This is a genomic window from Streptomyces sp. NBC_01689, assembly GCF_036250675.1.
Lineage (GTDB): Bacteria > Actinomycetota > Actinomycetes > Streptomycetales > Streptomycetaceae > Streptomyces.
This window is the reverse complement of sequence record NZ_CP109592.1, coordinates 3,698,635-3,719,203: the sequence shown is the minus strand read 5'-3', so window position 1 is coordinate 3,719,203 and position 20,569 is coordinate 3,698,635. Positions and strand designations below refer to the sequence as shown.

Sequence of the window (20,569 nt, the reverse complement as noted above, 5' to 3'; positions counted from 1 at the left end):
GGCACCGGACCAGAAGCGACAGCGCGGTGCACGGCCGGGAGGGGCTCGGCACACGACGCTTTTGGGGGGCTTGGAACATGGACCCGAACACCCGGGGACCCGAGGAGTACGTCCATGGCGACGACGGTCGGGCGCCTCGCCCGCGCCCGCCGCGCGACCCGCTCGCCGCGGACCTGAGCCAGCACACACCCGCACTGGTCCGTACGGTCCAGCTGGTCTCGGGCGACTTCCTGCTCACCGTCAATCCCGTCGACGGCAGCGAGATAAAGACCTGCCCGCCCGACGAGCGTCCGCAGCGCCCGGTCAAGTTCACCGCCGCGGAACGCGCCGAACTGGGCCGTGCGGCCCAGCCGCCCGTACCGGCGGGCCCGGCCCAGCCCCGGCTGCCTCTCCTGGAGCGCCAGGAGGAACGCGAAAAGCTGGTCCGCCTGCTGGCCCGCGGACGCTCCGTGCGCCTCACCGGCCCCGCCGGCTCCGGCCGCACCAGCCTGCTCGACGCCGTCGCCGAGGACTGCGCGGACCTCGCGCCCGACGGCGTCGTCCGCCTCTCCGGCTACCGGCGCGGTGCGAACGACCTCCTGCACGACCTCTTCGCCGCCGTGTACCGCGCGCCGCTGCACCGGCTGCCACAGGAAGAGCTCGGCGAACTCGTCCACACCATCGGCGCGGTCGTCGTCCTCGACGACGCGGAGATCGGCGGCGCCGCGCTGGAGGAGCTCCTCGACGCCACACCCGAGTGCGCCTTCCTCGTCGCCACCACCCCCGACGTCCCCGCGTCCTCCGCCGACTCCGTCCTCGAAGAGGTGGACCTCGGCGGTCTCGGGCGGGCCGGCGGTCTGGAACTGCTGGAGCGGGCCGTCGGACGCCCGCTCACCGAGGAGGAGTCGAACTGGGCGGGCGACCTCTGGTTCGAGTCCGAGGGACTTCCCCTGCGCTTCATGCAGGCCGGTGCCCTGCTGCGGCAGCGCGACCAGCTGAGCGCCGATCCGAGCGCCTTCGACGCGTACGGCTACTTCGAGGACACCCCGCCCGACGCGGCCCCGGACGGCGACGGCGACGGCGACGACGGCGGTACCGCGATACCGCTGCCCTCGCTCGGCGAGGGCGCCGCACCCGCCTCACTGCTCGCGTCCCGGCTCAGCGAGTCGGCCCGCGCCACCCTGCGCTTCGCCGTCGCCCTGGGGGGCGAGGTGCCGCACCAGGCGCACCTGCCCGCCCTCATGGGCGACACCCACGCCGACGCCGCGCTCGCCGAACTGGCGAGCTGCTCGCTGGTCTCCCCGGTCGGCCCCCGCTACCGGCTCGCCGCCGGTGTGCAGGCCCAGCTGGAGACCGCCGGATACGCCGACGACATCGACGAGCAGGCCCGTGCCGCGGCCCAGCACTACACCTGGTGGGCCGGCCACCCCTCGGTCACCCCGGAGCGGGTCTGCGCCGAGGCCGACGCCGTGCTCGCCGCGCTCGGGGTGCTGGTCCCGCTCAGCACGGCCCCGGCCGAAGAGGGGGACGAGAACCCCGCGGTGCTGCTGGCCCGTACGGCCGCGCCCGCGTTCGCCGCCGGGCTGCACTGGAGCGCCTGGGAGCGGGCCCTGCGAGCCGGTGCCGAAGCCGCCCAGCTCTCCGGAGAGGTCGGTGAACAAGCCTACTTCCACCACGAGTTGGGCATCCTCGCGCTCTGCGGCGGCCAGCTGGACCGGGCCCGCGCCGAGCTGGAGGCCTCCATCGGGCTGCGCGGCGTCCTCGCGGACAAGCGGGGCACCGTGGCGGGCCGCCGTGCCCTCGCCCTGGTCGCCGACCGCTCGGGCGAGGTGCTGCCCGTCCTGGGGGTGACGGCGGCCGAGGAGGTGCCCGACGCGCGCCACGAGGAGTCGCCCCGGCCGCCCGGCGGGGTGCCCGCCGCGTTCCCCGCGGTGGCGCTGTCCGATCCGTACGGCGATACCTCGACGCTGATCGGTCACCGGCCGCAGCCGGGTCCCGACAAGCGCGTCGGGCTCGGCGGCCGACTCGTGAGCGGTGCCCGGCGCAATCTGGTCGCGGCGGGCGCGGGCGCGCTCCTGGTGGCCGTGCTCGGCACGGTGGTGACCCTCGGCGCGACCTCGGACAACAACAGCGACACCCCGTCCGAGAAGGTCGGCGTGAACCCCTCGGTGACCCAGAGTTCCGACGACGACGCCGGCGCGGACACGGCGAAGAAGGGCGGCAACGACGGCGGGAGCGCTTCCGGCGCGGTGAGCACACCGACCGATCCCGGTCCCGACGGCACGTACGGGACCTCGGACGACCCGACGCCGCCGGCCGACGGGAAGCCGTCGGACGACCCGAGCGGCACGCACGGGTCGGGCGCCGGACCCTCGAAGTCGCCGTCCAAGTCACCCTCGAAATCGCCCACGACCAAGCCGCCGACGCACTCGTCGAAGCCGTCCGCGAGTTCTTCCCCGACGAAGTCGTCGACTCCGTCGGCCACGCCCTCGGACAGCACCTCCCCGTCGATGTCGCCGTCCACCTCGGACACCGCGAGCGGTCCCGCCTCCGGCGCCCCGGTGAGCAGCGCCACCGTCGGCGCCCCGGTGAGCGGTTCCGCGGGTGTGCCGGGGGACGGCGACGCCGGGTTCCCGAGCGGCGGGGTGATCTGAGGCAGGGAACGGCACGGAGGGCCGGGTCCGTCCGCGGACCCGGCCCTCCGTCGTTCGTCCGTGCGCGCCCTGCGGGCGTCGGCGGGCGTCAGAACAGGCGCAGTTTGTCGTCCTCGATGCCCCGCAGCGCGTCGTAGTCCAGGACGGTGCAGCCGATGCCGCGGTCGGTGGCGAGGACGCGGGCCTGCGGCTTGATCTCCTGGGCGGCGAAGATGCCGCGGACCGGCGCGAGGTGCGGGTCCCGGTTGAGGAGTTCGAGGTAGCGGGTGAGCTGCTCCACGCCGTCGATCTCACCGCGGCGCTTGATCTCGATGGCGACGGTGCCGCCCTCGGCGTCGCGGCACAGGATGTCGACGGGGCCGATGGCCGTCATGTACTCGCGGCGGATGAGCGTGTAGCCCTCGCCGAGGGTGTCGATGCGGTCCGCGAGGAGCTCCTGGAGGTGCGCTTCCACGCCGTCCTTGATCAGGCCGGGATCCACGCCGAGCTCGTGCGAGGAGTCGTGGAGGATTTCCTCCATCGTGATGATCAGTTTCTCGCCCGCCTTGTTGATGACGGTCCAGACGCCCTCCTCCTCGCCCGCGCCCTCCTTCAACGTGCAGGGCGGCGACATCCAGTTGAGGGGCTTGTAGGCGCGGTCGTCCGCGTGGATGGAGACGCTGCCGTCCGCCTTCACCAGGATGAGACGGGGTGCCGACGGGAGATGGGCGGTGAGCCGGCCCGCGTAGTCGACGGAGCAGCGGGCAATGACGAGACGCATGGTCGGCAACGCTACTCGACGGGCGTGGGTCCACGCGATTCGCCCTGGAAGACGCCTGTTCGGTGGTGGCTGATTGTGTGCCTAGAGGGAGTTCACTTTGTGCGCATTCTCCTGGTGCCGTCACCGCCCGTTGCTTACCGTATAAACGGGAGGTCGCGATGCGTGTACTCAGCGTGTTGGAGATCGCGAGTTCCCTCATCTGTCCGGCAACCCCCGCGCTCTGGGGGTGCGAGAGGAGAACCCATGTCGCTCGACGTCTCACCGGCCCTACTCGAAAAGGCCGAGCGAGGCGAGGTCGACGAAGCTGAATTCGTCGACTGCGTCCGGACCTCCCTGCCCTACGCATGGGAGATGATCAGCTCCCTGGTGGCTCAGCTGAAGGTGGACGGCGGCAACTTCGCCGACAACCAGACGCCTCCGCCGGACGAGCAGGCACGTGGCCAGCTGCTGCGTGCGCTCGCGAGTGACGCGATACGCGGCGCGCTGCAGCGGCACTTCGGTGTGCGGCTGGCCTTCCAGAACTGCCACCGGGTGGCGGTGTTCCCGCTGGACGCCTCAGTGGACGACACGCTGGCACGCTTCACCTCGGTGCGCAGTCAGGTGCTGAACCAGTCACCGGAGTTCCGCGACTGCTGACGCCTTGAAGCCGCACTGCTTGCCGCTCCGTACGCGGGAGGTGCATCTGTACCGGGGCGGCAAGCTTCCCGCGCGCGAGGTTCAGCCGAGGTGCGGGAGCACCTCGGCACCGAGCCTGCGCACGTTCTCCTCCGTGGCCGCCAGATCCCCCGACCCCTCGACGAGCAGGGCGAAGCGGGAGATGCCGGTCCGCTCCGCGGTCGCCGCGAGCCGGTCCGCGCACAGCCGGGGGGTGCCCACCGGGTGCAGCCCGCAGAGCAGTTCGGTGTACGCGTGCGGGTCCCGCATCGAGCGCGCGCGGCCGTCGACCGTCACATGGGCGTCCAGTCCCTGCTTCAGCCAGCCCGGCATCGCCTTCAGGAGCGTCTCCACGGCGTCGGTGCGGCGGTCCGCGATCTGGCAGACGCCGGCGGACACATGGGCCGCGGTCCGGATCTCGTCCGCGGGGCGTCCCGCCACACGCGCGTACTGCCGCCACAGGGTCACCATTTCGGCCTTCTCCTCGTCACCGATGTGCATGCCGAGGAGCATCGGCAGTCCCCGCTCGGCGGCCAGCCGCACGCTCGCCGGTGAGGTGCAGGCGACCACGACCTCGGGACCGGGGGAGCAGCTCAGTGCCTCCGAGGGCCGGGGGACGACGGGGACCTCGCGGAAGGAGAACCGCTCGCCGCGGGCCTCCACGGACGGCTCGCGCAACCAGCGCACCAGCAGATCGAGTGATTCGGGGAACCCCTTCTCGTACGCCTCCAGGCCCGCGCCGAAGACCTCCAGGTCGACCCAGGGACCGCCGCGGCCCACGCCCAGCGAGAAGCGGCCGCCGGAGGTCATGTGCAGCAGCGCGGCCTGCTCGCCGAGCGCCACCGGGTGGACGGTGGGCAGTACGCTCACCGCTGTGCCGACCCGGATACGGCTGGTGCGGCCGAGCAGCAGGGCGGCGAGGGTGACGGCCGACGGGCACGTCCCGTACGGCACGAAGTGGTGCTCGGCCAGCCACACCGCGTCGAGCCCGGCCGCCTCCGCGACCTCCGCCGTCCGTACCGCCCGGTGCAGCGCCTCTCCCTGGCCCTGTCCGGGGAACTGGGCCGCCAGTACAAAACTTCCCACGTGCATGGTGCTTCCTGCTTCCTCGGCTCCGACGCGGAGCTCCCCCGACCGGCATAACCGTCCGACACGTGCCGAGGACACGGCTTGTCGGAGAGATTTCAGGATTGTCTGCAGAATGCTCCGACGGGAGGGCGATCCGGGCCGGTTGGTGAGGTACGCCTACCCCCGTAGGCGCCGCGTAGGCTGGATGAGGTCCCTGCCCCCTGTACAGCTCCGTGAGGTGTCCTGTGTCCCCGCGTCGCAACCGCTCCAAGGGTTTTGACCCCTCCGGCCGGAGCGCGGAGGACGACCGTGCCGGGCGGTACGGCGGCTGGCAGGCCACGGAGAGCTGGCAGGGCGATGAGTGGTGCGTGCGTCATGTGGCGGGCGCCAGCGCGGAGGGCAAGACCTACCGCTGCCCGGGCTGCGACCAGATGATCCCCTCCGGGCTCCCGCACGTGGTGGCCTGGCCCGAGCACTCGGGCGTGGACGAGCGACGGCACTGGCACAAGGCCTGCTGGAACGCGAAGGACCGCCGCACCACACGCGTGCAGCGGTCCCGTAACTCGCCCAGGTTCTAGGCCGCGTCCGCAAAGTCGCGTCTGCCCGGCGACGCCTGGCACGTACTCTCGCCGCACCGGGCGAAGTCCCGAGTACGTCCAGTACGAGGGCCTGCGCCCGGCACGCCGAGAGCACGCACCAGACGCCGCCGGGCCCGCCCTCCGGGCGGACGACGCGACTTCGCGGACACGGCCTGGGCGACTTCACACGTCGCGGCGCTCCAGCAGGACGAACGCGGCGACGATCGCCGCCGCCGTCACCCCGACGAGCAGGCCGAGTTGCGCGCCGCCGGTGCCGTGGTCGCTGTCCAGCTCGAAGATCCTGGCGAGGGCGTTGGGAGCGTTGTACTCCTGCATCTTCTCGCCGATCGTGCGCATGCTGTCGGACATCATCAGGAACGCGGGCATGATCGCGGGCACCAGGACGACGCCGAGCATCGTGGTGATCGCCCCCGCCGAGTGCCGGAGCATCGAGCCCACCGCGAGCGCGAGGACGCCGAGCAGGGAGACGTAGAGCGCGCCCTTGAGGACCGTGCCGCCCCAGGGGACGTCCGAGGCGTCACTGTGCATCCCCGAGGTGATCAGGCCGACCAGGCCGATCGCGAAGGCCGAGACGGCGAAGGCCACGACGAAGAAGATGATCAGTTTGGCGGCGAGCACCCGGTGGCGCTGCGGCGAGGCCGTGAAGGTGGTCCGGATCATGCCCGTGCCGTACTCGGACGAGACCACCAGGACGCCGAGCGTGATCAGGCAGATCTGTCCGAGGATCAGGCCGAAGAAGGCCGGGATCGTGTACGGCACGTCGCCGAAGTCGGAGTCCCTGGTCTGGGCGGCGACCAGGAAGCCGATGCCGATGACCAGGAGCAGGAAGATGCCGAGCGTCCACAACGTGGAGCGCACCGACCTGATCTTCGTCCACTCGGAGGTGAGCGCGTGCCCGAGGTGGGTGCGGGTGACCGGGATCGGCGAGGTGTACGACGCGCCCGGCGCCCCCTGCCAGTGGGGGGCAGCGGCGGTCGGCTGCGGCATCGGCGGCTGGGGCGTGCTCATCGGGCGTCCTCGGGCTTGGTGAGGTCGGGGGCGGGCGCGGCGGGGGCCGCGGGCGGCTGCGCCGGGGCCTGCGGCGCGGGCTGGGCGTACGGATTGGCGTCCGCGCCGCCAGGGGCGGGCGGAGCGCCGTAGGGACCCTGGCCGGCGGCCGGGCCGCCGGGAGCGCCGTACGGGCCCGCCTGGGGCGCTCCGGGGGGCATCGCGAAGGGCTGCCCGCCCTGCTGGGGCGGCGGAGGCGCGTACCAGCCCGGCTGACCCTGGCCCGGAACCGGCAGCTGCGGCGGCGGCATCGCGCCGGGCGGCAGCTCCTGCTGGAGTCCGGCCCGCTGGTCGATCGTCGAGCGGTAGTCGACGGCGCCCTGCGTCATCCGCATGTACGCCTCCTCCAGCGAGGCCTGGTGCGGCGACAGCTCCCACAGGCGGACGTCGGCGGCGTGCGCGAGGTCGCTGATGCGGGGCAGCGGCAGCCCGGTGACCCGCAGGCCGCCGTCCTGCTCGGGCAGGACCTGGCCGCCCGCCTCGGTCAGCGCGGCCGTCAGCTTCTCGCGCTGCTGCGGCTCCGAGTCCGGGGTGCGGACCCGGGCGAAGTCGGCCGAGTTGTGGGAGATGAAGTCCTTGATGTTCTGGTCGGCGAGCAGTTGGCCGCGGCCGATCACGATCAGGTGGTCGGCGGTCAGCGCCATCTCGCTCATCAGGTGCGAGGAGACGAAGACCGTACGGCCCTCCGCCGCGAGCGCCTTCATGAGGTTGCGGACCCAGAGGATGCCCTCGGGGTCGAGGCCGTTGACGGGTTCGTCGAAGAGCAGCACCTGCGGGTCGCCGAGGAGCGCGGCGGCGATGCCGAGCCGCTGGCCCATGCCGAGCGAGAAGCCCTTGGAGCGCTTCCTGGCCACGTCCTGCAGACCGACCACGCCGAGCACCTCGTCCACCCGGCGGGCCGGGATGCCCGACAGCTGGGCGAGGCAGAGCAGGTGGTTGCGGGCGTGCCGGCCGCCGTGCACGGCCTTGGCGTCGAGGAGCGCGCCGACCTGGCGGGGCGCGTTGGGCAGCTTGCGGTACGGGAAGCCGCCGATCGTCACCTGGCCCGAGGAGGGGTTGTCGAGGCCGAGGATCATCCGCATCGTCGTCGACTTGCCGGAGCCGTTGGGCCCGAGGAAGCCGGTGACGGCGCCCGGCCGCACCTGGAAGGAAAGGTTGTACACGGCCGTCTTGGCGCCGTAGCGCTTCGTCAGGCCGACTGCCTCGATCATGCTCCGCACCCATCGAAAGGTTCAGGACGTCGGGGCGCACGCCCCCGTAAGGGTTAGGAGGATATCGGGGCGCTGACGGTTCCGCTCAAGAGAAAGTAAAACCGTGCAGGTCACGCGGGGGAGGGGCGGGGCGGGGACGACGGGGTGATCCACTTCCGGCCCGCGGCCATTGTCAGGTACCCGTCGTCCCAGGTCAGGCCGGAAACCGGCCGGGCGGTGAGGCGGGGACGGCGGCCGCGCGCCTCCGCTCCGGGGCGGGGCGCGACGGCCGGCGGACGGCGGAGGCGTCGGCCCCGGTGTTCCCGTGAGGCGTCAGCCCCGGGCCGGCAGCGAGTCGTCCAGGGGCGGCAGGTCGTCGTACAGGCGCAGTTCCGCCGCGTCGTCGACGTACGGGAGGAAGTCCGTCTGCGGCAGGACCCAGCCCTCCTCACCGAAGACGAGCGTGCCCCGCTCGCGCAGCGCGCGGTCGGCTCCGGCCCGTCGTACCCAGGAGGCCGGGTCGGGCCCGAGCAGGTCCCGCAGCCGGGCGGAGTCCGTGAGCAGCGCGGCGAGCAGCTCCGCCTGGTCGCCGCCGCCCTGCCGCGGCCGTCCGGTGACGGGGTCCGCCAGCACGCCGTGTGCGCTGAAGTAGATGTACGCGCCGCCGAGCCGCTCCCCGGACGGCATGGTCATCTCGAACGCGTCGCCCGGCAGTATCGCGCGCCGGTAGTCGGGGAACTCGGTGTCGTCGACCGCCTTGAGCTGCGTCGGGTCCAGCCAGGTGACGACCAGGGTGGTCGCCGCGCCCCGGTCGACGTACGGCGTCCCCGCCACGTAACCCGCCGGACTGATGTGCCCGGAGCACCCCACCCCGATGCCGCGCACCCGCACCGGCACCATCGGCACGGCCGCCGGGATGCCGAGCCGGGTGAGCTTGTGGGCGACCTGACCGGGGGAGGCGTTCGAACCGACCGCGATCACCGGATGGCGGTTGCCGGTGCCGGCCTGGCCGAGGTCGGCCAGCGCCTCGTCCAGCCGCTGCTGGGCCTCGCGCTCCTCCACGTACCACTCGCCGAGCCGCAGCGGCCGCACGTCGAGCTGGAGCAGCTCGCCGCCGGTCAGCAGGGAGGGCTCGGGGGTGGGCCGGCCCGGATAGGTGAGCGGCTGCTTGGCCGGCACGTCGTCCAGGCCCAGCGCCTGGAGGCTTCGGTCCTTCGTCGTCACGGTGACGCCCTTCGGGGGTGGTCGCGCGATACGGGCACAGCCTTTCACGCGAGATGTACCCGGGACGGAGCCCGCTCTCGCCCGCCGCGGCAGGGTTGGCCGGAACGGACACCGGGAATCATGCCGTCCCATTCTACGAGTGGGCGCGAAGTCGGTTACGGGGGCTGCGAGTTGAGGCGCACGAGGCAAGGGGCGGACAGCGGGGCGGCGGCAGGACGGGGCCGGACGCATCCGCGCTTCCGAACGTCCGTTCGCTGGTGGATCGCCGGACGGACCGTCCACGCGCTGCTGCTGATGACGCTGGGCGCGCTCGCCGGGCTCTCCGTCGTCATCGCGACGGCCTGGACCCTGACCGAGCACTCCGCGCGGTCGATGGCGGAGCGGTTCTCGAACGGGGAGCGGCTGCTCGATCTCAGCCTCGCGGTGCTGCGCGCCAGCGTCGGCACGGACAGTCTGTCGCCCGAACCCGACAGCACCGCACATCAACTGCTCGCCACGGTCGCCTCCGTCACCGGCGCCCTGGTGCCCGCGGTGCTGCTCGGCATCGTGCTGATCAAGATGTTCGCGCTGCGGCCCTTCGTCTGGCGGCAGCGGGCGAGCATCTCGCACGCCTGGACCGCCGACTTCCCGGGCTACTCGCGGCGCCACGCGGACAGCGAGGACGCGATCATCGCCGTCCGCTTCTACAACCGCTTCGACAACCTGTCCGTCGTGGATCTGCGCGCCCGTGCCCATCTGCGCTATCTGGAGCGCTCCCCGCACGACGGCAGTCTGGTCATCTACAAGCAGTGGCTGAAGGTCCTGGACGCCCAGGGGGAGCCCGCCGACGAGCGGTACTGGCTCGCGGTCGAGCGCGGGGCGCCGTTCACCGTGTGGATACCGGTCCAGGCGCCGGTGCCGGAACTGCCCTTCAGGAACATCCAGGGCAAGGACCTCACGGGTTCGCACGGGGTGAAGCTGCTGGTGCGGCTGACCGCGCGGACGGTGGGTCTGGGCACCGAGGTCGCCGACGAGCGCTGGTTCGACCTGGAGGCGGGCGACTTCGAACTGGGCCGCTTCGTGCCGCTCCAGCCCGACGCCGACAGGGACGTGTGGCGGTGGGAGGGCTGGACGGACTTCGACGGGCTGATCCCGGGGCCGTCGCCGTCGGGCGACGATGACGTCACACGCCCCGTCGCCTGACCGTCCGCGAGCCCGCCTCCCGGGCCGCCCCTGTCCGCCGGACCGCCCGCCCGTCCCGGACCGGCGGCGTGTCCGGCCGTGACCGCCCGCCCGTCCCGCCCGGCCTACGCGTCCCGCCTCTTGAGGACCGCGTAGCCGCCCAGGAGCGCCGCGGCCACCCACAGCACCATGATCGCGAGGCCGCCCCAGGGACCGTACGGGGTGTCGTCGCCGATCGGGGTGACCACCCGCATGATCTTGCTGCCGGCCTGGTCGGGCAGATAGCGGCCGATCTTCTTGGTCGCGGAGACCGCGCCGAGGATGTTGGAGATCAGGAAGAAGAACGGCATCAGGATGCCGAGCGAGAGCATCGGGCTGCGCAGCATCGTCGCGACGCCCATCGAGAACACCGCGATGAGCGTCATGTACAGCCCGCCGCCGATCACCGCGCGCAGCACCCCGTGGTCGCCGATCGACGCCCGGTGCGTGCCGAGCGTCGCCTGGCCGAGGAAGAACGCGACGAAGCTGGTGACGATGCCGACCACGAAGGCGAGCACGGTCGCCACCGCGACCTTGCTGACGAGGAACGTGGCGCGCTGCGGGACGGCCGCGAGCGAGGTGCGGATCATGCCGGTGCTGTACTCGTTGCCGACCACGAGCACGCCGAACACGATCATCGCGAGCTGACCGAGGCTCATCCCGGCGAAGCTGATGTAGGTCGGGTCGAAGGAGAGCCGGTCCTTCGTGTTCATCTTGTCGAACTCGTTCTTGGACAGCAGCGAGATCAGGATGCCGAGCGCGACCGTGACGACGGCGGCGAGACCGAGTGTCCAGACCGTGGACGCAACGGACCGGATCTTGGTCCACTCGGACCTGAGGACCTGGGAGGCCGCCATGCTCAGGATTCCTTCCGCCAGTCGCCGCCCCATTCGCGGGGCGGGGTGTCGGAGTGCGCGTGGTATTCCACCGACTCCGCGGTCAGCTGCATGAAGGCCTCCTCCAGGGAGGCCTGCTGGGGACTCAGCTCGTGCAGCACGAGCTGGTGACGCGCGGCCAGCTCACCGATCTGCTCGGACTTGCCGCCGTCCACCTCCAGGGCGCCGCTGCCGCTCTCCACGACGGTGATCCCGGCCTCGTGCAGCGCATCGAGCAGCCGTTCGCGCTGCGGGGTGCGGATCCTGACGTAAGACCGGGAGTTGCGCTGGATGAAGTCGGCCATGGACGTGTCGGCCAGCAGCCGGCCCTGTCCGATGACGACGAGATGGTCGGCGGTGAGCGCCATCTCGCTCATCAGGTGGCTGGACACGAAGACGGTCCGCCCCTGGGCGGCCAATGACTTCATCAGGTTGCGGATCCAGTGGATGCCCTCGGGGTCGAGGCCGTTGACCGGCTCGTCGAACATCAGGATGCGCGGGTCGCCGAGGAGCGCGCCCGCGATGCCGAGCCGCTGGCCCATGCCGAGCGAGAAACCCTTGGCCTTCTTCCGCGCCACCGCGGTGAGTCCCACCGTGTCGAGGACCTCGTCCACCCGGGCCCTCGGGATGCCGTTGCTCTGGGCCAGACAGAGCAGGTGGTTGAAGGCGCTGCGGCCCCCGTGCATGGCCTTGGCGTCGAGCAGGGCGCCGATGTACTTCAGCGGGTCCTTGAGATGGTCGTAGTGCTGTCCGTCGATCCGTACGTCACCCGCGGTGGGCCGGTCGAGCCCGAGCATCATCCGCATGGTGGTCGACTTGCCGGCGCCGTTGGGCCCGAGGAACCCCGTCACGATGCCCGGTCTGACGGTGAAGGACAGCTGATCGACCGCCACCTTCTCGCCGTACCGCTTGGTCAGCCCCTCGAGCTCGATCATGCGGCCACGGTAGGGCGGCGCCCAGGGCCGCGCTACTCGGGCGAGCGGGTCTTTGCCGCTTGTTCACCGGGGTTCACGGCGTCGCCGCCGGGGCGTGCGGCGCGGTTCGCCGAGCCCGGTGCGCCGTGCCCGAGCCGCCGCCTCCGATGCGCCGTGCCCGAGTCGCCGAGCCCGGTGCGCCGTGCGCGCGTCGCCGTGCCCGTGGCGCGCGCCGCACACGGCTGCGGCCCGCACCCGAGGAGGGCGCGGGCCGCAGCCGCGAGCGGGAACGGGTTACCGGGACTGCTGGGCCGGCACCCCGCGCGAGATCGGCTCGTCCTCGGCCGGCGTGCTCGCGGCGGCCACCGCGGCGCCCGTGAGCGTCGCGAGCATCTCGCGGACGTTCGTGAGCTGGGCGTTGATGGAGTCGCGACGGTTCGTCAGCGCCGCCAGCTCGCGCTCGGACTCCGAGCGGATCCGGTCGGCCTTGGCGTTCGCGTCGGCCACGATGTCCTCGGCCTGGCGCTGGGCCGTCTCCACCGTCTGGCGGGCGCGGCGCTCGGCGTCCGTGCGCAGCTTCTCGGCCTCCAGGCGGAGCTGCTCCGCGCGGTGCTCGATCTCCGCGAGACGCTTCTCTGCCTTGGCCTGACGCGAGGCCAGGTCCCGCTCGGACTGCTCGCGGCGCTTGGCGAGGTTCGTCTCGAAGTCGGCGGCGGCCTGCGCGGCCTTGGCGCGGGTCTCCTCGAAGAGGGCGTCGGCCTCCTCGCGCTTGGACTGGGCGTCCTTCTGCGCCTCCTGGCGCAGCTGAGAGGCGTCGCTCTTGGCCTTCTCGACGATCCGGACGCCTTCGTCCTCCGCCTTGGACTTGCGGTCCGCAGCGAACGATTCTGCATCGTTGCGGACCTGCTGGGCGGCCGACTCGGCGAGCTCACGGTGCTGCTCGGACGCGCGACGCGCCTCGTCGCGCAGATCCTTCGCCTCCTCCTCGGCGAGGCGGAGGATCTTCTCGACCCGCGCGCCGAGACCCGCGTACGACGGCTCGGCGTCGGTGACCTGGGCCTGGGCGTTCTGCGTTTCGAGGTGGAGCTCCTCGATGCGCTTCTCGAGAGCGGTGATACGGGCCAGAGCGCTGTCACGGTCGGAGACGAGCTTCGAAATGCGTTCGTCCACCTGAGCGCGGTCGTACCCACGCCGCACAAGCTCGAAGCCGTAGGGGGAAGTGTCGCTCATGGGGTTCCTGTCGAATGAGACCGGTGAGGTGATAGGGGGAATCCTAGGGGCCAAAGCGGTGTGTCATCGAGCGGATACGTGTTTGATCTGGAGAATGACACTCCTTTTGGGTGGCCGGCCGTCAGAGCGCTTGCCAGAGTCCGCACCAAAGGTCCGTAAAGGTGCGGAATGGGATCTTCTGGCCGGCGCCCGGCCGCTAACTCTCTGACGACTTGCCACCCGAACGGGTCCCTCCGGCGGTGGCGCCCGCCTTGACCCCACCGTCCTTGCCGCCCGACGGGGTCTCGAAGGACTCCAACGCCTCCAGGACGTCCTGGACACGCGAGATCTCGGCGTTGATGTCCGAGCGCCGGCGCACCAGCACCTCCAGCTCGTGCTTGCCCTCCTCGACCGCCTGCCGCGCCTCCCGGATCGCCTCGGCCTTGATCTCCGTCGCCTCGGCGACGAGCGAGGTCTTCTTCTGCTCGGCCTCCTTGAGGAGCCCCTCGGCCTTCTTGACGGCCGCGATGCGCACCTTGCTCGCCTCGGAGTTGGCCTCCGCGACCAGGTCCTTCGCCTTCGCCTCGGCCTCGGCGAGCTGGTCCTCGGCCGCCTTCACGAGCGCGTCGCAGCGCTCGCCGGCGTTCTTCATCGTCTCGGCCGACTCACGGCGGGCCCGCTCGTGCAGCTCCTCGATCTCGGAGGTGACCCGGTCCCGCAGCTCCTCCGCCCGCTCCCTTATGGCGGTCGCGTCCCGGCGCGCGCCGACCAGCAGCTCGTCCGCGTCCGTACGGGCCCGCTCCACAAGGGAGTTGCCCTCCACGGTCGCCTCGGAGACCAGCCGCTCGGCCTCGTTGCGGGCGGCGCCCACCATCGTGTCGGCCTGGCCCTCGGCGTCCGCCGTGGTCTTCTGCGCGCTCTGCTGGGCCTCCGCCAGCAGCTTGTCGGCCTCCGACGCCGTCTCCGAGATGAGCGTGTCGACCTGCTCGGCCGCCTCGGAGCGCCGCTTGTTGGCCTCCTGGCGCGCCGCGTCCAGCGTCCGGTCGGCCTCCTCGCGCGCGGCCGAGGTGAGCCGCTCCGCCTCCGCCTCCGCCTCGGACTTGACCCGCGCGGACTCGGTACGGATCCGCTCGGCGTGCTGCTGCGCGGAACCCACCGTGTCGGCGGCCTCCGCGCGCAGCCGCTCCGCGTCACCGGTCGCCTCGGAGACCAACTGGTCGGCCTTGGCGGTGGATTCGGCGCGGACCCGTTCGGCCTCCGCGTTCGTCTCGTTCGTCAGCCGCTCCGCCTCGGAACGCGCCTCGTTGATGAGGGTGTCCGCCTGCGTGGCAGCGTCCGAACGGATGCGGTTCGCGTCCTCCCGGGCCTCCGCGCGGGTGCGCGAGGCGTCCTGGTCGGCGCCCGCGAGGGCGTCCGACACCTCGGTGCGCACCCGCTGGGCGTGGTCGGAAGCCTCCGAGCGCAGCCGCTCGGACTCGGCGATCGCCTCCGAAACCGTGCGCTCCGCAAGGGACTTGGCGGCCTCCGTCTCCTCGGCCGCCTCCCGCCGCAGACGCCCGGCGTCCTCGGAGGCGCGCTCCCGCTCCGCGTACGCGTCGGCGCGGACCCGGTCCGCCTCCTCCTGCGCCTCGGTGCGGGTACGGTCCGCCGCGTGCTCGGCGGCGGAGCGCAGACCGGAGATTTCCTCCTGGGCCTGCTCGTGCAGCCCGGCCACGGCGTCGCGGACCTGCTGCGCGGTCTGTTCGGCGTTCGAGACCATCTCGGTCGCGCGCCGGTCGGCCTCCTCGACCAGCCGTACGGCCTCGGCCTGGGCCTCCTCCACACGGTTGCGCGCGGAGGCGAGGAGCTCCTCGCTCTGCTCGCGGGCCCGCTCGCGCTCCTGGTCGGCCTCCTGGCGTGCCGAACCGAGGAGTTCCTCGGCCTCACGGCGACGCCGGACGGCCTCCTCCTGGGCGGCGGCCAGGGTCTCGGCGCCCTCCGTCGCGAGCCGCTCGGCCGCGGCCTGGGCCTCCGCCCGCACCCGGTCGGCGCTGTCCTGGGCCTCCGACTTCAGCCGCTCGGCCTCCGCCGCGGCCTCCGAACGCAGCCGGACGGCGATGTTCTCGCCCTCGGCCCGCGAGGCCGACGCGTCCGCGGCGGCCTCGTCACGCAGCCGGACCGCCTCCGCCTCGGCCTGCGCCTGCAGCGTACGGATCCGCTCGGCGGCCTCGGCGCGCAGCCGCTCCGTCTCCTCGACGGCCTCGCGGCGGATCCGCTCGGCCTCCGCCCGCGCGTCGCTCAGCGCCTGCTCGGCCGAGGCGAGCCGCTGCTCGGCCTCGGTGTGCAGCCGGGTCAGCTCCTCGGCGGCCTCCGTCCGGCGGGCCGCGATGGCCAGCTCGGCGTCCTCGCGCGCCACCTCGGCGGCCCGCTCCGCCTCCGCCTTGATCGTCTCGGCCAGCTCGACGGCCTCGGCGCGGTTGTTCTCGGCCTCCTTGCGGGTGCGCTCCAGCGTCTCCTCGGCCTGCCGGCGCAGCGTCGTGGCGCGCTCGATGGCCTCGGTGCGCACGCGCTCGCTGTCGGTCGTCGCGGTCGTGCGGAGCTCGTCGGCGTCCGCCTTGGCCTTCGCGAGCAGTTCCTCGGCGGTCTTGGCCGCCTCCTCGATCTGCTGGACGGCCTCGCGCCGGGCCTCGCTGCGGATGCGTTCGCCCTCGGCGTTCGCGTCGGCACGCAGCTGCTCGGCCTCACCGCGCAGCCGGCGCGCCTCCTCCTGCAGCTCGACGGTCTTGGCGCGGTACTCCTTGGTGTCGTCCTTCGCGCTGCCCTTGAGCTGCTCGGCGATGTCGTGCGCCTCGCCGCGCAGCCGGTCCGCCTCGGCCTCGGCCTCGGTGCGGATCCGCTCCGCCTCGTCGGCCGCCGCCTTCGTGGTCTTCCGGGCGTCCTCGGACGCCTTGTTGAGTACGTCCTCGGCGGTACGGGCCGCCTTGGACAGCTGCGAGGCGGTCTCCTCGGCGGTGAGGCTGCGGGCGTTCTCCTCGGCCTCCGCGACGATCTTCTCGGCCTTGGCGCGGGCCTCCGCGACCACCTGCTCGGCCTCGGACCTGGTGGTCTCGGCCTCCTTGGTCGCCTCGCTGACCAGCCGGGCGACCTGCTCCTTCGCCGTACGGGTGCGCTGTTCGTTGGTCGACTCGGCGCCGGCCAGGGCCTTCGCCGCGGTGTCCTTCGCCTCGGCGACGACCTTGTCCGCCTCGGCCCGCGCCTCGCGCAGCGCCGTCTCGGCGGCCGTCATCCGCTGCTCGGCGGCCCGGCTCAACTCGGTGGCCTGACGGCGGGCGCTGTCCGACTCGGTCGCCGTGGAGCTGCGCAGCTGCTCGGCGTGCTCGGTGGCCTCCTGGGCCTGGGTGGACGCGGCGTTCAGCAGCCGTTCGGCGTCCGTGCGGGCCCGGCGCAGCAGCGCCTCGGCCTCGCCGCGGGCCGACTCGGCGTCGTTCGTCAGCCGCTGGCGGGCCTCGGCCGCGATCCGCTCCGCCTCCGCGCGGGCGGCGCTCAGCGCCTGGTCGGCCTCCACCCGCGACTCGTCGAGGAGGCGGCGGGCCTGCTGCTCGCTGCGGGCGCGCAACTGCTCGGCCCAGGCCACGTTCTCGTTGACGTGCGACTCGACGGTCTGGCGGCGCTCGGCCAGCTCCTGGTCGAGCTGCTGGCGGCGTGCGACGGCCTCGGCGTGCAGCTCGGCCTGCAGGCGGGCGGCCTGTTCGGCGTGCTCCTGGAGGATGCGCTGCGTCTGCGCCCGGGCCTGGCTCATCTCGCGCTCGGCATCGGCGCGCAGTTGATCAGCCTGGATCTGGGCATTACGGAGCAACTGCTCGGCCTGGTAGCCGAGGTCGCCGCCGCTGTCGTAGGCAGGCCGGGTCGCCAGACTGCGGCGCGCCTCGTGCAGCTTGGCGCGCAGCACCTCGACCTGATAGCCGAGGTCCTCGGCGTGCTGGACGGCCTTCTCCCGCTCGGTCTTCAGCCGTTCCATCTCGGCCTCGAACCGAGAGAGGTGGTCGACGTCAGCCGCCGGCTCTCGCTCCTGGCGTTCGTAGCCCCGCACTGCGCGGTCCCATCCGTCCCCTGGTCGCAAGTCTCTCCAAACGAGCCCCGTCCATCCGCCGAACGGTGCCCCCGGGGAATGGTGTCAGATCAACAGCGGAGCACGGGCTGCTGCCCCGACGCTCGTCCCCCGAAAACCTGGACCCCGGCCCTCGGCCGCGCCGTCGTCACGGCGGCACGACCTCGGAGCCCGTCGCCGGACGGGCCCCGGGCCGCCCCGAAACGGCGACGGCCGCCCCCAACCCTACCGGCCCAGATATACGGAGGTCAGTGCTCAGGTGACTCAACAGCCGCCGAAGTGACCAGTTCTGTCAGGACACCGTGGCAATCCTTGGGGTGCAGGAAGGTGATTCGTGACCCCATGGAGCCGCGTCGCGGCTCGTCGTAGAGGACGCGTACGCCTTTGTCCCTGATGTCGCCCGCGTCGGTGTCGACGTCCGCGGTGCCGAAGGCGATGTGATGGACGCCCTCGCCGTTCTTCGCCAGCCACTTCCCGACGGCCGAGTCCTCGCGGGTCGGCTCCAGCAGCTGGAGGTAGGAGGCGCCGCCGTCGGACGTCTCGTTGATCTTGAGCATGGCCTCGCGCACGCCCTGCTCCTCGTTGACCTCGGAGTGGAAGACTTCGAAGCCGTACGTCGCCCGGTAGAACTCGACGGTCTTGTCGAGGTCGAAACAGGCGATCCCGATGTGGTCGATTCGCGTCAGCATGGAGCCAGTGCAGCGCTCCCGCGGCGGTTACGCAACGTGCGCGCGATCACACCGACAGCCGGATGACGGGTGGCGTACCGCTCAGTACATTCAAGTAAACCCTCGTTCACTCCTCAGCTGTGCAAGCTGGAAGGGGATCGCACCTCATGTCTGGAACGAACAGCACGACCTCCGTGATCGTCGCGGGTGCCCGCACCCCGATGGGACGGTTGCTCGGCTCGCTGAAGTCCTTCTCCGGAGCCGACCTCGGAGGATTCGCGATCAAGGCCGCCCTCGACCGTGCGGGGATCGGCGGCGACCAGGTGCAGTACGTGATCATGGGCCAGGTGCTGCAGGCCGGGGCGGGGCAGATCCCGGCGCGGCAGGCGGCCGTCAAGGCGGGCATCCCGATGAGCGTCCCGGCGCTCACCATCAACAAGGTGTGTCTGTCCGGCCTGGACGCGATCGCCCTCGCGGACCAGCTGATCCGGGCCGGCGAGTTCGACGTCGTGGTCGCGGGCGGCCAGGAGTCGATGACCAACGCCCCCCACCTGCTCCCGAAGTCCCGCGAGGGCTTCAAGTACGGCGCCATCGAGATGCTCGACGCCATGGCGTACGACGGTCTGACGGACGCCTTCGAGAACATCGCCATGGGCGAGTCCACGGAGAAGCACAACACGCGCCTCGGCATCGCCCGTCCGGAGCAGGACGAGATCGCCGCCCTGTCGCACCAGCGCGCGGCCGCCGCCCAGAAGAACGGCGTCTTCGAGGCGGAGATCACCCCCGTGGAGATCCCGCAGCGCAAGGGCGAGCCCGTCGTCTTCAGCAAGGACGAGGGCATCCGCGCCGAGACCACGGCGGAGTCGCTCGGCAAGCTGCGTCCCGCGTTCACCCGGGACGGCACGATCACGGCCGGTTCGTCCTCGCAGATCTCGGACGGCGCGGCGGCCGTGGTCGTGATGAGCAAGGCGAAGGCGCAGGAGCTCGGCCTGGAGTGGATCGCCGAGATCGGCGCGCACGGGAACGTGGCCGGGCCGGACAACTCTTTGCAGTCGCAGCCGTCGAACGCGATCCTGCACGCCCTGAAGAAGGAGGGCCTGGACGTCTCGGACCTCGACCTGATCGAGATCAACGAGGCGTTCGCGGCGGTCGCCGTGCAGTCGATGAAGGACCTCGGGGTGTCCACGGAGAAGGTGAACGTCAACGGCGGCGCGATCGCCCTGGGCCACCCGATCGGCATGTCCGGCGCCCGTCTGGTGCTGCACCTGGCGCTGGAGCTCAAGCGGCGCGGCGGCGGCGTGGGAGCGGCGGCGCTGTGCGGCGGCGGCGGTCAGGGTGACGCGCTGATCGTGCGGGTACCCACGGCCTAGGACCTCGCCGCGCGGACGCGGCCGCGGTGTCTCGTACGACTCTGAACGGAGCTGTGATGCAGGACGTCTCCTCACTGGTGGCCCAGGCCAGGGAAGGCCGGCCGCGGGCCGTGGCCCGGCTGATCTCCCTGGTGGAGGGGGCGTCCCCGCAGCTGCGGGAGGTGATGGCGGCGCTGGCTCCGCTGGCCGGTGGAGCGTACGTGGTCGGGCTCACGGGATCGCCCGGTGTCGGCAAGTCGACGTCGACCTCCGCGCTGGTGACCGCCTACCGGCGGCAGGGCAGGCGGGTCGGCGTCCTGGCCGTCGACCCCTCGTCCCCGTTCTCCGGGGGCGCGCTTCTCGGCGACCGGGTCCGGATGTCCGAGCACGCCTCGGACCCCGGCGTGTACATCCGCTCGATGGCGACCCGCGGTCACCTCGGCGGACTGGCCTGGGCCGCCCCCCAGGCGATCCGCGTCCTCGACGCGGCGGGCTGCGACGTGATCCTGGTCGAGACCGTCGGGGTGGGGCAGTCGGAGGTGGAGATCGCGTCCCGGGCGGACACCTCGGTCGTCCTGCTCGCCCCGGGCATGGGGGACGGCATCCAGGCGGCGAAGGCCGGAATCCTGGAGATCGGCGACGTGTACGTGGTCAACAAGGCCGACCGGGACGGCGCCGACGCGACCGCGCGCGAGCTGAACCACATGCTCGGCCTGGGCGAGTCCCGCGGGCCGGGGGACTGGCGTCCGCCGATCGTCAAGACGGTCGCGGCGCGCGGCGAGGGCATCGACGAGGTCGTCGAGGCCCTGGAGAAGCACCGCGCCTGGATGGAGGAGCACGGCGTCCTCGCCGAGCGCCGGCTCGCGCGGGCCTCCCAGGAGGTCGAGACGATCGCGGTCACGGCCCTGCGCCGCCGCATCGGCGACCTGCACGGCGACCGCCGCCTCAGCGCGCTGGCGGAACGGATCGTCGCCGGCGAGCTCGACCCCTACCGGGCCGCCGACACCCTGGTCGAGGGCCTGACGGAGACCTGACGGGGCCTGGCGGAGGCCCGGCGGGGCTTGTCGGAGGCCCGAGGGGGTCCGGCGGAAG

At 72.3% G+C, this 20,569-nt stretch carries 16 protein-coding genes; 6 read left to right on the top strand and 10 right to left on the bottom strand.

Features of this window, described 5'->3' with window-relative positions; translation table 11 throughout:
- Positions 1–77 precede the first annotated feature (77 nt).
- Positions 78–2,633 carry an ATP-binding protein gene (locus OG776_RS15560; RefSeq protein WP_329326424.1) on the top strand — a complete coding sequence of 852 codons (2,556 nt, stop codon included), beginning with the start codon at positions 78–80 and terminating at the stop codon, positions 2,631–2,633.
- Positions 2,634–2,721: 88 nt separating this feature from the next.
- Here the strand turns inward: OG776_RS15560 and nucS are convergent, their stop codons facing one another.
- A complete protein-coding gene (gene nucS, locus OG776_RS15555) occupies positions 2,722–3,393 on the bottom strand; it encodes an endonuclease NucS (RefSeq protein WP_187285696.1) in 672 nt (223 codons plus the stop codon).
- A 243-nt stretch (positions 3,394–3,636) separates the two neighbouring features.
- Here nucS and OG776_RS15550 point away from each other — a divergent pair, with 243 nt between their 5' ends.
- Complete coding sequence (locus OG776_RS15550; protein ID WP_148010494.1) at positions 3,637–4,029, top strand: SCO5389 family protein; 393 nt, start codon at positions 3,637–3,639, stop codon at positions 4,027–4,029.
- Between the two features lie 81 nt (positions 4,030–4,110).
- Here the strand turns inward: OG776_RS15550 and OG776_RS15545 are convergent, their stop codons facing one another.
- Entirely contained in the window at positions 4,111–5,139 is a 1,029-nt protein-coding gene (locus OG776_RS15545; RefSeq protein WP_329321190.1) for an LLM class flavin-dependent oxidoreductase, read from the bottom strand.
- 221 nt (positions 5,140–5,360) lie between these two features.
- On the opposite strand from OG776_RS15545, the gene OG776_RS15540 reads away from it, so the two are divergent.
- Entirely contained in the window at positions 5,361–5,693 is a 333-nt protein-coding gene (locus tag OG776_RS15540; RefSeq protein ID WP_148010496.1) for an ATP/GTP-binding protein, read from the top strand.
- A 183-nt stretch (positions 5,694–5,876) separates the two neighbouring features.
- Here OG776_RS15540 and OG776_RS15535 read toward each other — a convergent pair whose 3' ends face one another.
- The 3 genes from OG776_RS15535 to OG776_RS15525 form a co-directional block, all read right to left on the bottom strand.
- Positions 5,877–6,722 carry an ABC transporter permease subunit gene (locus OG776_RS15535; protein WP_148011058.1) on the bottom strand — a complete coding sequence of 282 codons (846 nt, stop codon included), beginning with the start codon at positions 6,720–6,722 and terminating at the stop codon, positions 5,877–5,879.
- Positions 6,719–7,972 carry an ABC transporter ATP-binding protein gene (locus OG776_RS15530; RefSeq protein ID WP_329321188.1) on the bottom strand — a complete coding sequence of 418 codons (1,254 nt, stop codon included), beginning with the start codon at positions 7,970–7,972 and terminating at the stop codon, positions 6,719–6,721. The genes OG776_RS15535 and OG776_RS15530 overlap by 4 nt, the downstream gene beginning before the upstream one ends.
- Before the next feature lie 312 nt (positions 7,973–8,284).
- A complete protein-coding gene (locus OG776_RS15525) occupies positions 8,285–9,175 on the bottom strand; it encodes a hypothetical protein (protein WP_329321186.1) in 891 nt (296 codons plus the stop codon).
- A 294-nt stretch (positions 9,176–9,469) separates the two neighbouring features.
- Between OG776_RS15525 and OG776_RS15520 the strand changes: the two genes are divergently transcribed.
- The gene (locus tag OG776_RS15520) at positions 9,470–10,357 is read left to right on the top strand and encodes a hypothetical protein (RefSeq protein ID WP_329321184.1); all 888 of its coding nucleotides are present in this window, start codon (positions 9,470–9,472) and stop codon (positions 10,355–10,357) included.
- Positions 10,358–10,461: 104 nt separating this feature from the next.
- Here OG776_RS15520 and OG776_RS15515 read toward each other — a convergent pair whose 3' ends face one another.
- From OG776_RS15515 to mce, 5 genes are all read right to left on the bottom strand, one after another.
- Entirely contained in the window at positions 10,462–11,232 is a 771-nt protein-coding gene (locus tag OG776_RS15515) for an ABC transporter permease (RefSeq protein WP_148010498.1), read from the bottom strand.
- A 2-nt stretch (positions 11,233–11,234) separates the two neighbouring features.
- Positions 11,235–12,185, bottom strand: coding sequence for an ABC transporter ATP-binding protein (locus OG776_RS15510; protein WP_329321181.1), 951 nt, complete (start codon positions 12,183–12,185; stop codon positions 11,235–11,237).
- Positions 12,186–12,458: 273 nt separating this feature from the next.
- Entirely contained in the window at positions 12,459–13,394 is a 936-nt protein-coding gene (locus OG776_RS15505; RefSeq protein ID WP_148010500.1) for a cellulose-binding protein, read from the bottom strand.
- A 196-nt stretch (positions 13,395–13,590) separates the two neighbouring features.
- Complete coding sequence (gene scy, locus OG776_RS15500) at positions 13,591–17,442, bottom strand: polarized growth protein Scy (protein WP_329321179.1); 3,852 nt, start codon at positions 17,440–17,442, stop codon at positions 13,591–13,593.
- A 266-nt stretch (positions 17,443–17,708) separates the two neighbouring features.
- Complete coding sequence (gene mce / locus OG776_RS15495) at positions 17,709–18,149, bottom strand: methylmalonyl-CoA epimerase (protein ID WP_148010502.1); 441 nt, start codon at positions 18,147–18,149, stop codon at positions 17,709–17,711.
- Between the two features lie 146 nt (positions 18,150–18,295).
- Between mce and OG776_RS15490 the strand changes: the two genes are divergently transcribed.
- A complete protein-coding gene (locus tag OG776_RS15490; protein WP_148010503.1) occupies positions 18,296–19,498 on the top strand; it encodes an acetyl-CoA C-acetyltransferase in 1,203 nt (400 codons plus the stop codon).
- Positions 19,499–19,554: 56 nt separating this feature from the next.
- Entirely contained in the window at positions 19,555–20,511 is a 957-nt protein-coding gene (gene meaB / locus OG776_RS15485; protein WP_148010504.1) for a methylmalonyl Co-A mutase-associated GTPase MeaB, read from the top strand.
- Positions 20,512–20,569 lie beyond the last annotated feature (58 nt).